The organism is Methylobacterium sp. SD274 (assembly GCF_017355285.1).
Classification (GTDB): Bacteria; Pseudomonadota; Alphaproteobacteria; order Rhizobiales; family Beijerinckiaceae; genus Methylobacterium.
In genome coordinates this window covers 59,294-73,867 of the sequence record NZ_JADIJP010000013.1, presented here as the reverse complement: position 1 = coordinate 73,867, position 14,574 = coordinate 59,294, and the positions used below count along the sequence as shown (strand labels likewise).

The following is a 14,574-nucleotide window of genomic DNA, read 5'->3' as shown; positions in this document are numbered from 1 at the left end:
CAGTCGATGAAGATCACCCAAGCCTTTACCTTCGAGGCGGCGCACCGCCTGCCCAACGTGCCGGAGACCCATCGCTGCCATCGCATGCATGGGCATTCCTACCGGGTCGAGCTGACGATCTCGGGGGAGGTCGATGCCGAGACTGGCTGGGTCATCGACTTTTTCGATGTGGAGCATGCCTTCGCGCCGATCCTGCTCCAGCTCGACCATTACTGCCTCAACGAGATCGAGGGGCTCGAGAATCCCACCGCAGAGAACATCGCGGCCTGGATCTGGCATCGGACGAAGCCGGCTCTGCCCGGCCTATCTTCGGTCAAGGTGTTGGAGACCCCGATGTCCTGGGCAGAATACGAAGGCTGACGATGAACGACGAAGGCGCCCTGGTCCTGTTTTCCGGCGGGCAGGATTCCACGACCTGCCTAGCCTGGGCACTGGAGCGGTTCCCGCGGGTGGAAACCCTCGGTTTCGACTACAACCAGCGCCATAAGGTCGAGCTCGACCGGCGGGCGACCTTGCGCCAGAGCATGGCCGGCATGAAGTCAGGCTGGTTCCGACGTCTCGGCCGCGACCACACGATTTCGCTCGATGCGCTGGGAAAGGTGTCGGAAACCGCCCTCACCCGCACCACCGAGATCGCCTTCGAGGCGGGGGGGCTGCCCAACACCTTCGTGCCCGGCCGAAACATCATCTTCCTCACCTTCGCCGCCGCTCTCGCCTACCGGCGATCCCTCGGCCACATCATCGGGGGCATGTGCGAGACGGATTATTCCGGCTATCCCGATTGCCGCGACGATACGATCAAGGCGCTGCAGGTGGCCCTCAATCTCGGCATGGACAGACGCTTCGTACTCCACACCCCCCTGATGTGGATCGATAAGGCCGAGACTTGGAAACTCGCGGAGGATCTCGGCGGCCCGCCGCTGGTCGACCTCATCGTCGAGGACACTCATACCTGCTACCTCGGCGAGCGTGGCCAGCGCCATGCTTGGGGTTATGGCTGCGGCACCTGCCCCGCCTGTGACTTGCGCGCGAAGGGCCATGCGAAATTCGTGGCCGAGGCGGTGGCGAACGCTGCCCGTCCGTCCGGTGACCTCACCGCCCCCCCAATCGCCTGAAGCTTGAACTGGCGAAATCAGTCCTAACCAGGACTATGGTCACCAGCCTTCCTAGACTTCAACCGTGGCGCCATAGAATTCGCGGGCCAATTGACAGTCAATCCATCATCCGCAAAAGATATCCGGTGCCACTGCAGCACCGGAGGGTGCCTTGCTGGAAATCATATTTTGGATCTCCGCCCTTGTGTCCGTGTTCGGCAGCATTGGGTTGATATGTATATTTCTATGGCCCGAAAAACGCCAACGCATCGAATGGGATGATCATTCGACCAATTAGATCACAGACACGCAAGGGCCTGCTTCAAGGAAATCAACTTCACGGCAAGCGCACCACCAAGACAAAGTCGTGACGAGAGCGAAGGACATGACCGTGTCACGGCGGTGGGAAGCTACCGGGCACCCTTGGCGCCAAGGACGGCCGAGACCGTTGCGAGCAGGATGTATAAGTCGAGCCAGGGTGACCAGTTGCGGATGTAATAGGTGTCCTGGCTACGCTGGACCCCAAGATCTCCGTCGCTTCTCGACGAAATCTGCCATAGGCCAGTCAGCCCGGGCGGGACGCTGGTGCGAAGAGTTCGAAAATCGGAATCGAACCCGTCCATGTGATAGGCGGGAAATGGCCTCGGGCCGACGAGGCTCATATCGCCGCGCACGACATTCCAGAGCTGAGGCAGCTCATCCAGGCTCGTTTGCCGGATGAAGTTCCCGATCTTCGGCAAGATTCGCGGATCATCGGAGAGTTTGAAGAAGCGCCTCCATTCCTCGCGGGCGGCCGGGCAGGCTTCGAGATGGGCATGCAGCCGGCGCTCGGCGTCGGAATACATGGTCCGCAGCTTCAAGACCCTGATGGGTCGCCCGTCTCGTCCCACGCGGATCTGGACATAGAACGGGCTGCCGGGATCGAGTACACGGATCGTCGCGGCGAGGATCGCGATCACCGGCAGGGCGAGGATCAGGCCGATCCCTCCGAGCGTGCAGTCGATCACCCTCTTGAGGGCCAGGTTTCGCGACCGGTAAAGTTCGCGCCGGATCTCCAGGCCGATGGCGCTGCCGAGAGGCTGAACCTGGACCCACATGTTCTGCAACTCGTGGATCTGCTGAACCAGGACAGTGCGCGGAGCGGGAAGCTGGCCCGTGCCTTTCCCATCATACAGGGCAAGGGTCGCGCAGGACGAGAACAGCAAGACCTCCGCGGGCACCGCCGGGCTCTCGTCGATGCCGCCAAGGACGGGCAGTCCCTCCGTCCGGATCGACTCCTGTCCAGGCTCGACGAGGAAGCCCACCGGACGGAACCCCAATTCCGGCTGGGCGAGGAGCGTATTGGCCAGATCGCGTCCGGCAGTGTCGGCTCCCACGATCACGGTGAGAGCCCCCCAAAGCTTCCAGCGGATCAGTGCGCTCCTCAGCGCGGATTCACCATAGAACCCGATCACGATGAGGAGCGCCGACACCACCGCGATATCGGCGACGCCACGCGCGGATGTCCCGAGAGCGCTTGCGACCAGCAGGCAGCTGATCGCGTAGATTCCGATACCGAGAACGCGTAGCCGGAACCGCTCCGGCGGGCTCGGCCCGTAGCTGGAATAGAGCCCGAACGCCGCCAGGACGAACACAAGAGCGACCGGGGGAATCGGCACCGGGGTAGACGATCCAAGCCAATGCTCGGCAGGTAGCCAGCCGGTGATCAGTTGGGGAAACAGACCGGCCAATCCGGAAAAGAACAGGTCGCCTCCGACCAGAACGGCGGTGACGATTGCCCGCCGCCGTCCCGGCCGGAGTTCTGCTCGCACCGGCGCGGTACGCTCGACCGTAGGGCCCACGAGAACGATGCTGTCGGTAGTGCTCATGGGAAGCCATTCCGGAAGCGCGAGGCCATGCCGGCCTTGGAACGAGAGGAGGCGGGACACCGTCGCGTCTGGGCTAGAAACCCGGCACGGCGCAGGAGCAGGCATCACCCGGGACGATGAGGCGCCGGTGACGCTCCCCCCCGGAAGCGAGCAGCGAACCAGCGCCTCAAAAGTTGGCCGGCGGCAAGCAGAAGAAACAGGGGTACGATCTTCATGTAGCGGGCGAAGAGCCGCCTCGGTTCGGTAACGAGACGAAACAGCCATTCGAGGCCCCGCTTCTGCATCCAGACCGGGGCCTGGCGCTTGGTGCCTGCCAGGAAATCGAAGGCGGCGCCGACGCCGATCATCACCGGCGCATCGATGCGCCCAAGATGCGAGACCATCCAGTTTTCCTGCTTGGGCGTGCTGAGGCCGACCCAGACGATGTCGGGCTGCGCGGCATTGATCTGCGCCACCACTGCCTCGTCCTCCTCCCGCGAAAGGCTGCGAAAGGGAGGGCAGCACGTTCCGACCACGGACAACCCCGGATGCGCGTCCTGAAGGCGTGCGCTCAGCGCCTCGGCCACGCCGGGCGCTCCGCCATAGTAGAAATGTCGATAGCCGCGCGCCGGAGAAAGGCCCGTGATGGCACGCATCAGGTCGGGGCCGTAGACCCGCTCGGTCGCCTTGTGGCCCAGCAACCGCGACATCCAGACGAGCGGCATGCCATCCGGCGTGACGAGATCCGCCGCGTTGTGGATGGCAAGCAATCGCGGATCGCTCCGGCTCTCGATCACCCCATGGGCGCCCGTGATGCAGACGTAATGCGGCGTCCGCGAGCGGACGAAGGCATCGATGGCAGCGAGGGCATCCGCGAAGGTGATCGCGCTGACCTTAAGGCCGAGAACCTCGGCGCGTGGCAACTCCCGGTGCTCCAACGAGGCCGGCGATGCTCCCCCTGTCGCCTCGACCGCGTGGTGCAGGTGAGTCGCTGGGAGCACGGATCGCGCCCAGCGATTCAGGTCGGCGCCGGTCGGCGAGAGATCCTCGGTCATCACACGGCCTGCGTCAGGGGTTCAGAACGGGCCAGTTCGCGCAGAGCGTGGATCGGCGAACCTTTCTGGATGAGCCTCGCTTCGAAATACGCGATGGTCCGCACCAGACCGGTGTCGAGATCGACACGCGGCGACCATCTCAGCTTCTCGCGGGCGCGGGAGATGTCGGGGCAACGCCGTTTCGGGTCGTCCTGCGGCAAGGGTCGGCATTCGATGGTCGAGCGCGAATTGCACAGCTGTACAATGCGTTCGGCCAGAGCGAGGACGTTGATCTCGGAAGGGTTGCCGAGATTGACCGCGTCGCCGGGCTCCTCATCCACCGCCATCAGCCGGAGCAAGCCTTCGACGAGATCGTCCACGTAGCAGAACGACCGCGTCTGGGATCCGTCGCCGTAGATCGTGATCGGCTGATGCGTCAGTGCTTGGACGATGAAGTTCGAGATGACCCGACCATCCTGCGGATGCATGTTCGGTCCGTAAGTGTTGAAGATTCTCGCGACGCGCACCGACATCCGGTGCTGCCGCCGGTAATCGTGGAACAGCGTCTCGGCGCAGCGCTTGCCCTCGTCGTAACAAGCCCGCGGCCCAACGATGCTGACATGGCCGCAATAGCCCTCGGGCTGCGGATGAACGTCCGGATCGCCATACACCTCGCTGGTCGAAGCCTGGAGGATGCGAGCATGGAGGCGCTTGGACAAGCCAAGCATGTTGATCGCGCCCATCACGCTGGTCTTCGTCGTCTGAACGGGGTCACGCTGATAGTGAACCGGAGAAGCCGGACAGGCGAGATTGTAGATCTCGTCGACCTCCACATAGAGCGGGAACGTCACGTCATGGCGAAGGAGCTCGAAGGATTGATGCGTGAGCAGCTTATCCAGGTTCGAGCGTGCACCTGTCAGGAAATTATCGACGCAGAGAACCTCATTTCCCTGTTTGATCAGCCTTCCACAGAGATGAGATCCTATGAACCCGGCCCCACCCGTTACGAGGATGCGCTTCATTGTCGGTGCCCCTCCGGCTCATTCCCTGGACTGACAACGGTCTCGTCCGGGCGTTAAATGAGCGTTCCGTCGGTGATCTCGCCCTACCGCTCCCTTGCCGGGGAACTCGGAGCGTTGTTGAACCATGGCGGGCAATGACCGTTGACTACAAGTGGCGCATCCGGTGCATTTGACAATCACATTCCCCGAATAAGGAATAGTACTATCGAATAATCACGCGAAACCGGTTCGGAATAACTGTTTTTCTGTCGCATAAATACGCATTTTCGAAAGGATTACCTCGTCGTAGAAGCCAGCTTGTCCGAAAGGCGATGCCGAAGCTCGAATTCCCGACGTTTAGAATATCGGCGAACGTGCGGGATGGGCCTCACGAGACGAGCGGTCGGTTGATCCAGGATGAAACAGCATCAGCGGACGCGCTCCGGGCGCGTATCCCATCGCATCGCAGCGCTTGCCCTATGGGTCGCCCTCGGCGGGGCGGCGCTGGCCCAGGATTCGACCTATCGCCTGGCGCCCGGCGACCGGGTCGGGTTATCGGTCTATGGGCAGGCCGAACTGTCGGGCGAGTTCGTGGTCAATGGCAGCGGCGCTCTGTTCCTACCCCTGGTGGGTGAAGTCTCCGTGTCCGCCATGACCTTGCCGGAGGCGCAGAAGCAGATCGTCAGCCATCTGGCCGACGGCTTTCTGCAGCAGCCGGTGGTGAGCCTGCGCATCACCGAGATGCGGCCGATCTACCTCCTCGGCGACGTGCGCGTGGCGGGGAGCTATCCCTTCCGCTACGGCGCCTCGGTCCTCAGCGGCATCGCCCTGGCCGGCGGCTTCGCCTTGCCCGAACAGGCGCAGATCGCCCAACGCACGGAGTTCCTCAGCTCCGACGAGCGCGTCCGTGTGCTGGAGGCGACCCAGCGCCTGCTGATGCTCCGGCGCGAGAGGCTGGAGGCGCAACGACACGACCGGGAGGACTTCACGCCACCGCGCGGCAGCGGGCACGACGAGGGCTTCTCCCGCCTGCTTGCGGAGGAACGCGGGATCCTGAAGGCGCAGCGGAGTGCGTTCGTGCAATCCGCGGAGATGCTGCGAGCGCAGAAACCGCGGATCGAGGCCGAGATCGGCGGCGTCGAGGCGCAACGTAAGGCGGAAGAAACCCAACTCCGGCTGATTCAGTCCCATCTCGAAGATTACGAGAAACTCATCAGCAATGGCTTGGCACGACGATACCAAGGCATCGAGCTGCAGCGGGAGGAGGCCCGGAACAAGGGTACGATCGCTCGGCTGAACTCCGAACTCGCCCGGCTCGACCTGGCGATCGGTGATCTCGGACTGAGGGTGCAGGAACTCACCGACACCTATCATCGCCGAATCCTCACCGAGTTGCAGGACGTCACCACGCGTCTGACCGAAGTAGAGATGCAGCTGCCCAGCGCCCGCGAGATCCGGGAGGCGCGCCTCCAATCCGGCGGCACGCTCGGTGCCGCCAGCCCCGGCGCCCCGGCGCGAAAGGTCTTCATCACGCGAACCGTAGGAGAGCGGACGGAAACCTTCGAGGCCGATGAGCGGGCGCTCCTCCAGCCAGGCGACATCATCGATGTGCGTCGCGAGCCGCCGACGGCATCGATCAGGACGAGCCTTGTCCTACCCGAACCGGGCGCCCTCCCCCCGCGCTGATCCAAGACGCAGACTCTTCCCAGCGAAGACCGGCTCGCCCCGGATGCCGCTGGCTCGTCGATGCCGAGACGGCGATCCGCCAACTGCTTACTGAACCCACATCGGCACAGGCTGGCACCGGACACTTCCTCGGACGTATCGGTATCGCAGCTTCACCTCGACACCCGAACTGCTCAGACACGCGGCGCACCTGCAAACACATTGAAACAAATTGCTCTACTACAGAAATTATAGTACTTAATATTGCATTATTGTACTGGAATTTTATTCATTACCCTGCAGAATACTAGCTCCCGCCTACGCGGATTTCGATTTCCTTGAAAGTACAGGCGAGATGCTTGGCGGAGCGTCATTGATGAACTCACGACTCCAGCCACTCCAGGCACCATTGGTCGAGAACCGTCTCCTGCGGGCGCTCCCCATCGAGGTTTTCAACCAGATGCTGCCGCAGTTGGAGGAGGTGGCTCTGGTCGTCGGCGAGCGGATCGTCATCGCCAACGAACCCATCCCGCACGCCTATTTCATCGAAAGCGGATTAGCGTCCGTAACCATGGCCATCGCCGAACGCGGCACCGTGGAGATCGCCGTCGTCGGGCGCGACGGCATGGTCAGCACCGCCCTGGTGCTTGGCATCGAGCATACGCCGCTCACCGTGGAGGTCCGCGTGGCGGGCCGGGCCCTGCGGATCGGCGCGGGCGCCCTGCGCCAGGCGATGGCCCAGAGCAGTGCTCTGCGTGATATCCTTTTGCGCTACGTCCAGGTCGTCATCCTCTGGACCAGCCAGATGGCGCTGGCCAACCGTCACCATTCGGTGGAGGAACGCCTGGCGCTCTGCCTCCTCCTGGCTAGCGACAGGCTCGATGAGGGCCGCGTGGTCATGACTCACGAGATGCTGGCGCTGATGCTCGGCATGCACCGCCCGCGTGTCACCGTCGCCCTGCACGAGCTGGAGCGCACGCGCATGATCGTGATGCGGCGCGGGCAGATCACGATCCGTGACCGGCTCAAGCTCGTCGAACTGGCCGGAGACAGTTATGGTCTCGCCGAGGCCGAGTACGAACGACTGATCGGCCCCTTCATCTGAGACCAGACGGAGGTGAGGGAACTCATCACCCGCCGCCCGTGCGACGGCGGGCGTCCGCCGAACGCGCCGAGGCCAAGCATCGAACGGAACCAGCGTCGATTTCCCTGACGGCGCGTTGGGTCTGCATGTCAAAAGCGCCGAGGCGCCGCGCAGTGGTCTCGAAGGGCGCCGGACGATCAGGCTCTCGGATGGAAGTGACCCACCTCGCGCGTCGGCCGGATGGAAGTCCTCGCAAAAGCTGGTTGGACAGGTACGGCGAGGCCCTGCGGCACCGGCGGACGCACTCGTCCGCCGGTGCCGGATTCGGCGTGAGCGCCGATCAGGTCTGCCTCAGTTTCGAGGCCGGCAGCGCAGCCACGCGTGACGCCACGGCGTTGCCTATGGCCTCACCCGGATCGTCCGCGGAGCGGGCCGGGACGGCCTGGTCCCGCACCCGGCCGGAGGAAGCGTCGGCGGTGTCGGTAGCGATCATCCTGGTGAAGAGGAGGTGCAGTACGACGAGGCGGACGGCGTTGGCGAGGCAGATGGCGATACAGGCTCCGTTCAGGCCGAACCCGATGATGAGCGGGATGGCGATCGGGATCGTCGCCACGGCCCCGGCCGCGTTCACGATCAGGGCCTGTTTGGCTTGCGAGACGCCGTGGAAATAGGCGCACACGATGTCCGTCACGAACGCGGCGAGGGCCGCGATGGCGAGGAGCCGGACCGGGGTCGCGATGTCCGCATAGGGCGAGTGGGCGCCGTAGATCAGGCCCAGCACCTCGTGGGGGAATGCCACGATGGCCGCCAGAAACACGATCACGATGGGCATCCCCGACAGGGCGAGGGGGTGGGTGGCGCGCCATGCCTCCGCCTTTCCCCCGGCATGCGCCCGTGAGGAGACCTGAAGGATGACGTTGCCGAGCCCGATCATGAGCGGGTTGAGCAGGTTGACGATGTTGAAGCCGGCCTGGAGCAGCGCCGGCAGAGCGGCCCCGGACAGGGCGGCCAGGAACCAGAACAGGAACTGGACCCGCAGGGCGGCGCAGAGGTTGTTCGCCAGCGCCCATCCGCCGAGGCGCCAGAATTCCAGGGCGACGGTCCGGATGCGGGTCATCGCATGCCGGCGCAGGGAGAACCCCACTTGTATCCCCTGGAGGACGGCCGCCGCCGCCGATGTGACGGTCATGGCATAGAGGGCGGTCTCCAGGGTCAGGTCACCCCGGAGCGCGAGCCAGAGGGCGATCAGGATCTGCCCCATATAGCTGACGATCTCGCCGGGGACGGCGGCTCCGAAGCGCAGTTCCACGAACAGGTAGCGCCGGAACGCCTCCTGCACCTGCCAGACGAGGAAGTAGACGAGCAGGGCCGCGATGAGATCCGGCCGGCCGATGAGGAAGGCCGTGACGGCCAGGACGAGACCGGCCGGAACGCACAAGCCGACGAGAAGGATGAAGCTCACGCTCATCAGTTCGCCGATGCGGTCCCTGTCCGCGGGATCGGCCAGGACCGACATCGGATAGAACAGCACCGACGCCATGACGGTGTAGAGGATCATCAGGATCCCGAAGAGCAGCGCGAAGGCACCGTATTCCTGCGGCGGCAATGTCCGCGCGAGGGCGATCGTGAACAGGAAGTTGCCGAGGCTCGCGACGCCTTGATCGATCAGGGGCCAGGCGATCCGTGCAGCCCGCACTCTAGCGAGCACCGGCCGGCTCCACCGCCGACGGCGTCGGGCAGGCCACGGCCGCGCGGGACAGCGGCGCGCCGCCTCCGCCGACAGGCGTGAACACGATGATGATCGAAGCCATGATCGACATCCGCTGGATGGCCGCCGAGAAGAAGTCGTGCAGAAAGGGAACGGGCCCGTTGGGCCGGTCCTATGAGGACAGCTTGGACGGCAGCAGGTTGCCGCGGGGGTGATGCGACCCTGCTTCCTCGAAATGCCCCCGGTAATCGTTGTAGTGGGAGCATTGGTCGACCACGCGGAAGTCCTTGTGCTCCGTCAGATTGACATGCGTCAGGACCAGGCCGCGCAGGCGCACGGAATTGTCCTGCAGCCGCCGCAACGCCGCCTGGACCGTCTCGCGCGGGGTCCGGTTCCAGTGAACGGCCATGACCGTGACGTCGGCGAGACCGCCCATCGTCAGGACATCGATGGACAGCATCACCGGGGGAGCCTCGATGAGGACGAGATCGAAGTTCTCTCGAGCCCGCTCGATGAAACTCTCGAAAGCCGGCGTCAGGAAGAGGTCGTGCGAGTCGCCGTTCTCGGCGCGATGCAGCACCACGACCCTGCCGGGGTCGTTCCGCATTGGGAATCCCGCCGGGTCGCCGAACACGACATCCTCGAGGCTGGGCTGGTCGGCCTCCGCGTAGCGGCGCGGCGTGCTGTCGATCACGAGGGTCCGGATGCCGCGCTGAGCCAGGAGACTCGCCATCGCCATGCAGAGAAGCGACTTGCCCTCGCCGGGTACCGAGGACGTCACCATGACGACCCGGGGCTCGGCCAGGGCGCGGGCTCCGGTGAGCGATGCGCTGACGAGGCGTATCGATTCGTCGAACATCCGGACCTCGGCGGTCGACGAGCTGCCGGTGAGTTCCGGTACCATCCCGAGGCAGCGGTGGGCGGTTTCGTGCGCGATCTCGGCATCGGACCGGAAGCCTGTGTCGCGCCGGTCCATCATCACGGCGTAGCCGATCCCCACGCCGCTCGCCCCGAGGACGCTGAGGCAGATCAGCATGAGTCGGTTCGGCCCCGACGGGACCGTCACGGGCTTGGCCGCCATGACGATCTGCGTGGTCGACGACTTCATCCCCGTGAGCGCCAGCGCCTGGGCATGGCCGTCGCTGAGCAACTTGAGGCGCTCGCGGATGGCCACCGCGTTGGTCTGCAGGCTCTGCAGCTTGGCGTCCTGCCCCATCCCCTCGACAAGGTTCGCTTTCAGCACGTCGACCCTGTCGGCGAGGTTCGCCTCATCGGCGGTCGCCGCTTTGACGTCGCTCTCGAGATTGCCGATCGCGCGCTTGATCTCCTCGCGAAGCCGCGATTGCGCGGCCTCGATATTGGCCTTGGCCTGCAGGTAGGCCGGATGACGCGGTCCGGTCGCGGCGACGTTGGCGAATTCCCGCGTGGCCGATTCCGCGCTCTCCAGCATCCTCTGGATCAGGGGCGCGCCGGAAAGGTCCTGCGCCGATGGAGTGCCGCCGGCGGCGAAGACCTCCTGCGCCCGCGACAGGCGCGCCTCGGCGGCGATCCGGGTCTGGCGAGCGGCGGCGAGGTGGGCCACGGCATCACGCACCTCCTGCTGCGGCAGGCTCATGCCCTGCGTGCCGCCCTCCACATAGCCGGTCTGCCGCCTGTAGCGATCGACGGCAGCCTCGGCGTTCTCGAGTTCCCTCCGGCTCTCGCCGATCTGCTCCTCGAGCCAGGTCCTCGTCCGCTCGGCCGCCGCCACCCCCATCTCCAGGCGGTTGCGCAGATAGGCGTCGACCACGGCATTGACGATCCGCGCCGAACGCTCCGGCGAGGTCGAGTTGTAGGACACGTTGATCAGGTAGGCCCGCGTGTCGTTGGTCACGGTCAGGTTCCGCGAGACTTCGCGAGTGACCGCCTCCACCGAGGCGGTGGAATCGGCGGGCTCCTTCGCCGATCCGGGCAGTACCGTGGAAAGGATGCGGGAGACGAAGCCCGGCCCCCGCGCGAAGGCCGGGTCGTCCTGGAGCTTGAGGTCCTCGACCGCATGTCTGACGGTGGCCAGCGAACGGATGACCCGCGCCTCGCTCTCGACGATGGCCCCGGCGTCGAGACTGGTCGCCGCCTGCTGGTTCGGCGACGTGGCCTGTGAGGCAGCGACGCGGCTGAGATCGACCTGGATCAGGGATTCGGCGCTGTACTTGTCGGGCAACGACCAGCAGATGGCGGTCGCGAGCACCAGGGCGGCGGCGGCGAGCCCGACGATCACCCGGCGATGCCGAAGGATCGCGGTGAGGAACCCCAGGGTCTGGGCTTCGTAGGTCTGGCGGAGCACGACGCTGACCCCGCTCTTCGAGTGGTCCAGAACCCGGTTCATTCCGTCCTCGTTGATCGTGGCATGTGCGGCGCTCCGGTCGGAGGATCGGCCGTCTTCCGGGCATCCGGGCCATGACGGCGGAGCTTTCATCCACCATCCGGCCGATCCACCGTCTGGTCGGTGTGATTGAGCGGGATTTCGACTTGGCTTGGGAAGTGAGATCACGGACTAATTCGTTCGCCCCGGCGCTCTAGACCGTTTTTCACCTTCCTTTCGGCGAAAAGTAACCCTCACTGTTTTGCAGAAACCGGTACAGGGCCGGCGGCATCGAGATCTCGTGCCGGCCGCAACTGTAACGGAAGGTGATAATTGCTCCCTGCAGGATCGAACTGGTGGATGACCGCTCGGCACAGCCCTCACCGGCAGCGATCCCCGTCGCGCACTTCGCTCACCGGACGGCGGGAGCCATGACGTGGCGCGCGCTCCGCCATACGCTGCCCCTCGCCGGGCTGATCCTCTGGCAAGGGGGCGACCCGGCGCGGGGAGAGGGCGCGGAGGGCGGCTGCCCCGGCAAGGCCGTGCGCGTCGCCGCCGGCGAATCGATCCAGCGGGCCGCGATCCGTGCCGGAGAGGGCGGGACCATCTGCATCGGCGCCGGCCTCTACCGGATGCAGGAGATCGCGCCCTTGCGGGGTCAGACGTTCCTCGGCGAGCCCGGCAGCGTCCTCGACGGTTCGCGCATAGTCCGGCAGTTCGAACGGGCGGGCCCGTACTGGTCCCTCACCGGATTGTACCCGCGCCATGTGGGCGCCGGCCGGTGTCGCGGCGGCGGCTCGCTCTGCCTCCTGTCGCTGGCCGTGTTCCTCGACGGACAGCCGCTCACCCGCGTCGCGTCGCGCGGCGATCTCGGTCCCGGACGTTACGTAGTGGAGGCGGCGGCCGGCCGCGCGATCCTCGCCGACAACCCGGAGGGACGCCGCGTCGAGGTCAGCGCGGCGCGCTTCGCCTTCCGCAGCCGGGCCGCCGATGTGCGGATCAAGGGGCTCGTCGTGGAGAAATACGACACGCCGACCCAGATGGGGGCGATCCGCGGCGGCGACGGCACCGGGTGGCGCGTGGAGGATTCGCAGATCCGCCTGAATGCCGGGCTCGGCGTCGATGTGGGCTCCGACGGGGCGATCACCGGCAGCACGATCGAGCGGAACGGCCAGCTCGGCGCGGCCGCGCAAGGCCAGCGGATCCTGATCGAGAACAACCGCATCGCTTGGAACAACACGGCCGGCTTCGACCCCGAATGGGAGGCCGGCGGCCTCAAGATCACCCAGAGCCAGGAGGTGGTCCTGCGCGGGAACCGCGTCCACGACAATGCGGGTCCGGGCCTCTGGTGCGACATCGATTGCCGCGACGTCCTGTTCGAGAAGAATACGGTGGAGAACAATTCCACCGCCGGGATCTTCTTCGAGATCTCCTACGACGCCGTGATCCGCGGAAATACGCTGCGCTTCAACGGCGCGGGCCATCCGGTCTGGTTCTGGGGGGCCGACATCCAGGTGGCGGCCTCGAGCGGCGTCGAGGTCTTCGACAACACCATCACCGTCCGGCCCGACGGCCGCGCCATCGTGCTCGTCGACCAGGGCCGCGAGAAGGACGGCGGCGGCTTCTACAGGACGACCGGAAACCGCGTCCACGACAACCGGATCCTGTTCACCGGCAGGGGCAGCGCCGGCGGCGTCACGGATACGAACGAGGCCGCCCCGAATGCCCGGATCATCGAGGAGGGCGGCAACAGTTTCGACAGGAACACCTACGCCGCGCCCGCCGACGTGAAGCCGGTCTTCATCTGGGGGCGGACGCCCATCGACTATGCGGGTTTTCGCGATGCCGGGCAGGAGAAGCTCGGCCGCCTCGTCACGCGGACGGCACCACCTTGAGAAGCCCCCTCGTCGGCCAGTGCGACGTGTCGCCCCTCGCGGATGCGGCGCGGGACTTGAAGAGCATCAGGTTGTGGCCCGACAAGATCATCTCCCGCCGCTCGCGCAGGAGGATGTCCTGCAGCGGAAAGCTGGTTCCGTCGCCCGGCAGCATCCAGTCGTGCGGTTCGACGATGATCGCATGCGGCTCGGAGACCCAGCCGATCTCGCCGGAGAACACGTCCTTCTCGAAGCCCTCGACATCGATCTTGACGATCAGCAACTCGCCATTGGGGATCAGGTCCTTGAGTTCCGCGATGACGGTGATGGGGATGCCGTGGTCGGAGCGCTCGGTCCGCCCCCTGTCGGCGTTGCCGTTGCCGTGTTCGAGGTTCACGCAGCCGCTCCGGCCGCCGAGGGCGGTGGGGACGACGCAGATATTGGCGCAGACCTCGGTGTTCTGCCGGCAGACGACGAGGTTGTCCTCGTCCGGCTCCACCGCCAGCACGACCGCCCTCGGATAGGCCCGCGCGAAATAGCGCGCCGCGATTCCCACATTGGCGCCTCCGTCGATGATGATCGGCGTGTGTCCCGCCGCGCAGATCCGCTCGTACTCGCTCCGGGTGGCCGCCCCCTGGCGGACCCGGTCGAGGTCGTAGATCATGCGGCCGAAGACGGATCTCAGCACCTCCATGTCCGACGTGTGCGGCCGGATGTAGAACGCACCGTGGACCGTCCGGACCAGACGGGCCTCGCGGGAGGATGCGCGGCGGTGCAGCCCGCGCAGGAGCACGGGCAGGCCGAGTTGCTTGACGTCGCTGTAGTGCCTGTAGGCGCGATCGACGAAATCCATCTTCGGTCTCCCTGCCGGGCAACGGGGTGTCGTCAATCGCGGAACGGGACGGCACCGACGGACGATGCGGCCC

General features: G+C 65.5%; 11 protein-coding genes. 5 read left to right on the top strand and 6 right to left on the bottom strand.

Annotation, left to right across the window (positions count from 1 at the left end; genetic code table 11):
• The first annotated feature begins 6 nt into the window (after positions 1-6).
• Together queD and queC are read left to right on the top strand one after the other, a co-directional pair.
• Positions 7-360 carry a 6-carboxytetrahydropterin synthase QueD gene (gene queD, locus IPV08_RS13085; protein ID WP_056422399.1) on the top strand — a complete coding sequence of 118 codons (354 nt, stop codon included), beginning with the start codon at positions 7-9 and terminating at the stop codon, positions 358-360.
• Between the two features lie 2 nt (positions 361-362).
• Positions 363-1,115 (top strand): 7-cyano-7-deazaguanine synthase QueC, encoded by a 753-nt coding sequence (queC, locus tag IPV08_RS13080; protein WP_207412189.1) that lies wholly within the window; start codon positions 363-365, stop codon positions 1,113-1,115.
• A gap of 389 nt (positions 1,116-1,504) precedes the next feature.
• On the opposite strand, the gene IPV08_RS13075 is transcribed toward queC, so the two are convergent.
• From IPV08_RS13075 to IPV08_RS13065, 3 genes are all read right to left on the bottom strand, one after another.
• Positions 1,505-2,962 (bottom strand): exopolysaccharide biosynthesis polyprenyl glycosylphosphotransferase, encoded by a 1,458-nt coding sequence (locus IPV08_RS13075; RefSeq protein WP_207412188.1) that lies wholly within the window; start codon positions 2,960-2,962, stop codon positions 1,505-1,507.
• Positions 2,963-3,066: 104 nt separating this feature from the next.
• Positions 3,067-3,996: a WecB/TagA/CpsF family glycosyltransferase gene (locus IPV08_RS13070; protein WP_207412187.1), complete on the bottom strand. Its 930-nt coding sequence runs from the start codon at positions 3,994-3,996 to the stop codon at positions 3,067-3,069.
• Positions 3,996-4,997 carry a UDP-glucuronic acid decarboxylase family protein gene (locus IPV08_RS13065; RefSeq protein ID WP_056422405.1) on the bottom strand — a complete coding sequence of 334 codons (1,002 nt, stop codon included), beginning with the start codon at positions 4,995-4,997 and terminating at the stop codon, positions 3,996-3,998. The genes IPV08_RS13070 and IPV08_RS13065 overlap by 1 nt, the downstream gene beginning before the upstream one ends.
• A gap of 396 nt (positions 4,998-5,393) precedes the next feature.
• On the opposite strand from IPV08_RS13065, the gene IPV08_RS13060 reads away from it, so the two are divergent.
• Both IPV08_RS13060 and IPV08_RS13055 read left to right on the top strand, forming a co-directional pair.
• Complete coding sequence (locus IPV08_RS13060; RefSeq protein ID WP_207412186.1) at positions 5,394-6,662, top strand: polysaccharide biosynthesis/export family protein; 1,269 nt, start codon at positions 5,394-5,396, stop codon at positions 6,660-6,662.
• A gap of 355 nt (positions 6,663-7,017) precedes the next feature.
• Positions 7,018-7,746: a Crp/Fnr family transcriptional regulator gene (locus IPV08_RS13055; RefSeq protein ID WP_056422411.1), complete on the top strand. Its 729-nt coding sequence runs from the start codon at positions 7,018-7,020 to the stop codon at positions 7,744-7,746.
• Between the two features lie 319 nt (positions 7,747-8,065).
• Here IPV08_RS13055 and IPV08_RS25075 read toward each other — a convergent pair whose 3' ends face one another.
• Entirely contained in the window at positions 8,066-9,433 is a 1,368-nt protein-coding gene (locus IPV08_RS25075; protein ID WP_207412185.1) for a polysaccharide biosynthesis C-terminal domain-containing protein, read from the bottom strand.
• A 172-nt stretch (positions 9,434-9,605) separates the two neighbouring features.
• Entirely contained in the window at positions 9,606-11,798 is a 2,193-nt protein-coding gene (locus IPV08_RS13045) for a polysaccharide biosynthesis tyrosine autokinase (protein ID WP_207412184.1), read from the bottom strand.
• A 332-nt stretch (positions 11,799-12,130) separates the two neighbouring features.
• Here IPV08_RS13045 and IPV08_RS25070 point away from each other — a divergent pair, with 332 nt between their 5' ends.
• Positions 12,131-13,669 (top strand): right-handed parallel beta-helix repeat-containing protein, encoded by a 1,539-nt coding sequence (locus IPV08_RS25070; protein WP_207412183.1) that lies wholly within the window; start codon positions 12,131-12,133, stop codon positions 13,667-13,669.
• Here IPV08_RS25070 and IPV08_RS13035 read toward each other — a convergent pair.
• On the bottom strand, positions 13,647-14,501 hold the full coding sequence (locus IPV08_RS13035) for an FkbM family methyltransferase (RefSeq protein ID WP_207412182.1): 855 nt from the start codon (positions 14,499-14,501) through the stop codon (positions 13,647-13,649). The genes IPV08_RS25070 and IPV08_RS13035 overlap by 23 nt on opposite strands.
• Positions 14,502-14,574 lie beyond the last annotated feature (73 nt).

Bases quoted from the DNA above. Each gene is read 5' to 3' on its own strand.
- queD (WP_056422399.1), top strand. From the start codon at position 7: ATGAAGATCACCCAAGCCTTTACCTTCGAGGCGGCGCACCGCCTGCCC.
- queC (WP_207412189.1), top strand. From the start codon at position 363: ATGAACGACGAAGGCGCCCTGGTCCTGTTTTCCGGCGGGCAGGATTCC.
- IPV08_RS13075 (WP_207412188.1), bottom strand. From the start codon at position 2,962: ATGAGCACTACCGACAGCATCGTTCTCGTGGGCCCTACGGTCGAGCGT.
- IPV08_RS13070 (WP_207412187.1), bottom strand. From the start codon at position 3,996: ATGACCGAGGATCTCTCGCCGACCGGCGCCGACCTGAATCGCTGGGCG.
- IPV08_RS13065 (WP_056422405.1), bottom strand. From the start codon at position 4,997: ATGAAGCGCATCCTCGTAACGGGTGGGGCCGGGTTCATAGGATCTCAT.
- IPV08_RS13060 (WP_207412186.1), top strand. From the start codon at position 5,394: ATGAAACAGCATCAGCGGACGCGCTCCGGGCGCGTATCCCATCGCATC.
- IPV08_RS13055 (WP_056422411.1), top strand. From the start codon at position 7,018: ATGAACTCACGACTCCAGCCACTCCAGGCACCATTGGTCGAGAACCGT.
- IPV08_RS13045 (WP_207412184.1), bottom strand. From the start codon at position 11,798: ATGAACCGGGTTCTGGACCACTCGAAGAGCGGGGTCAGCGTCGTGCTC.
- IPV08_RS13035 (WP_207412182.1), bottom strand. From the start codon at position 14,501: ATGGATTTCGTCGATCGCGCCTACAGGCACTACAGCGACGTCAAGCAA.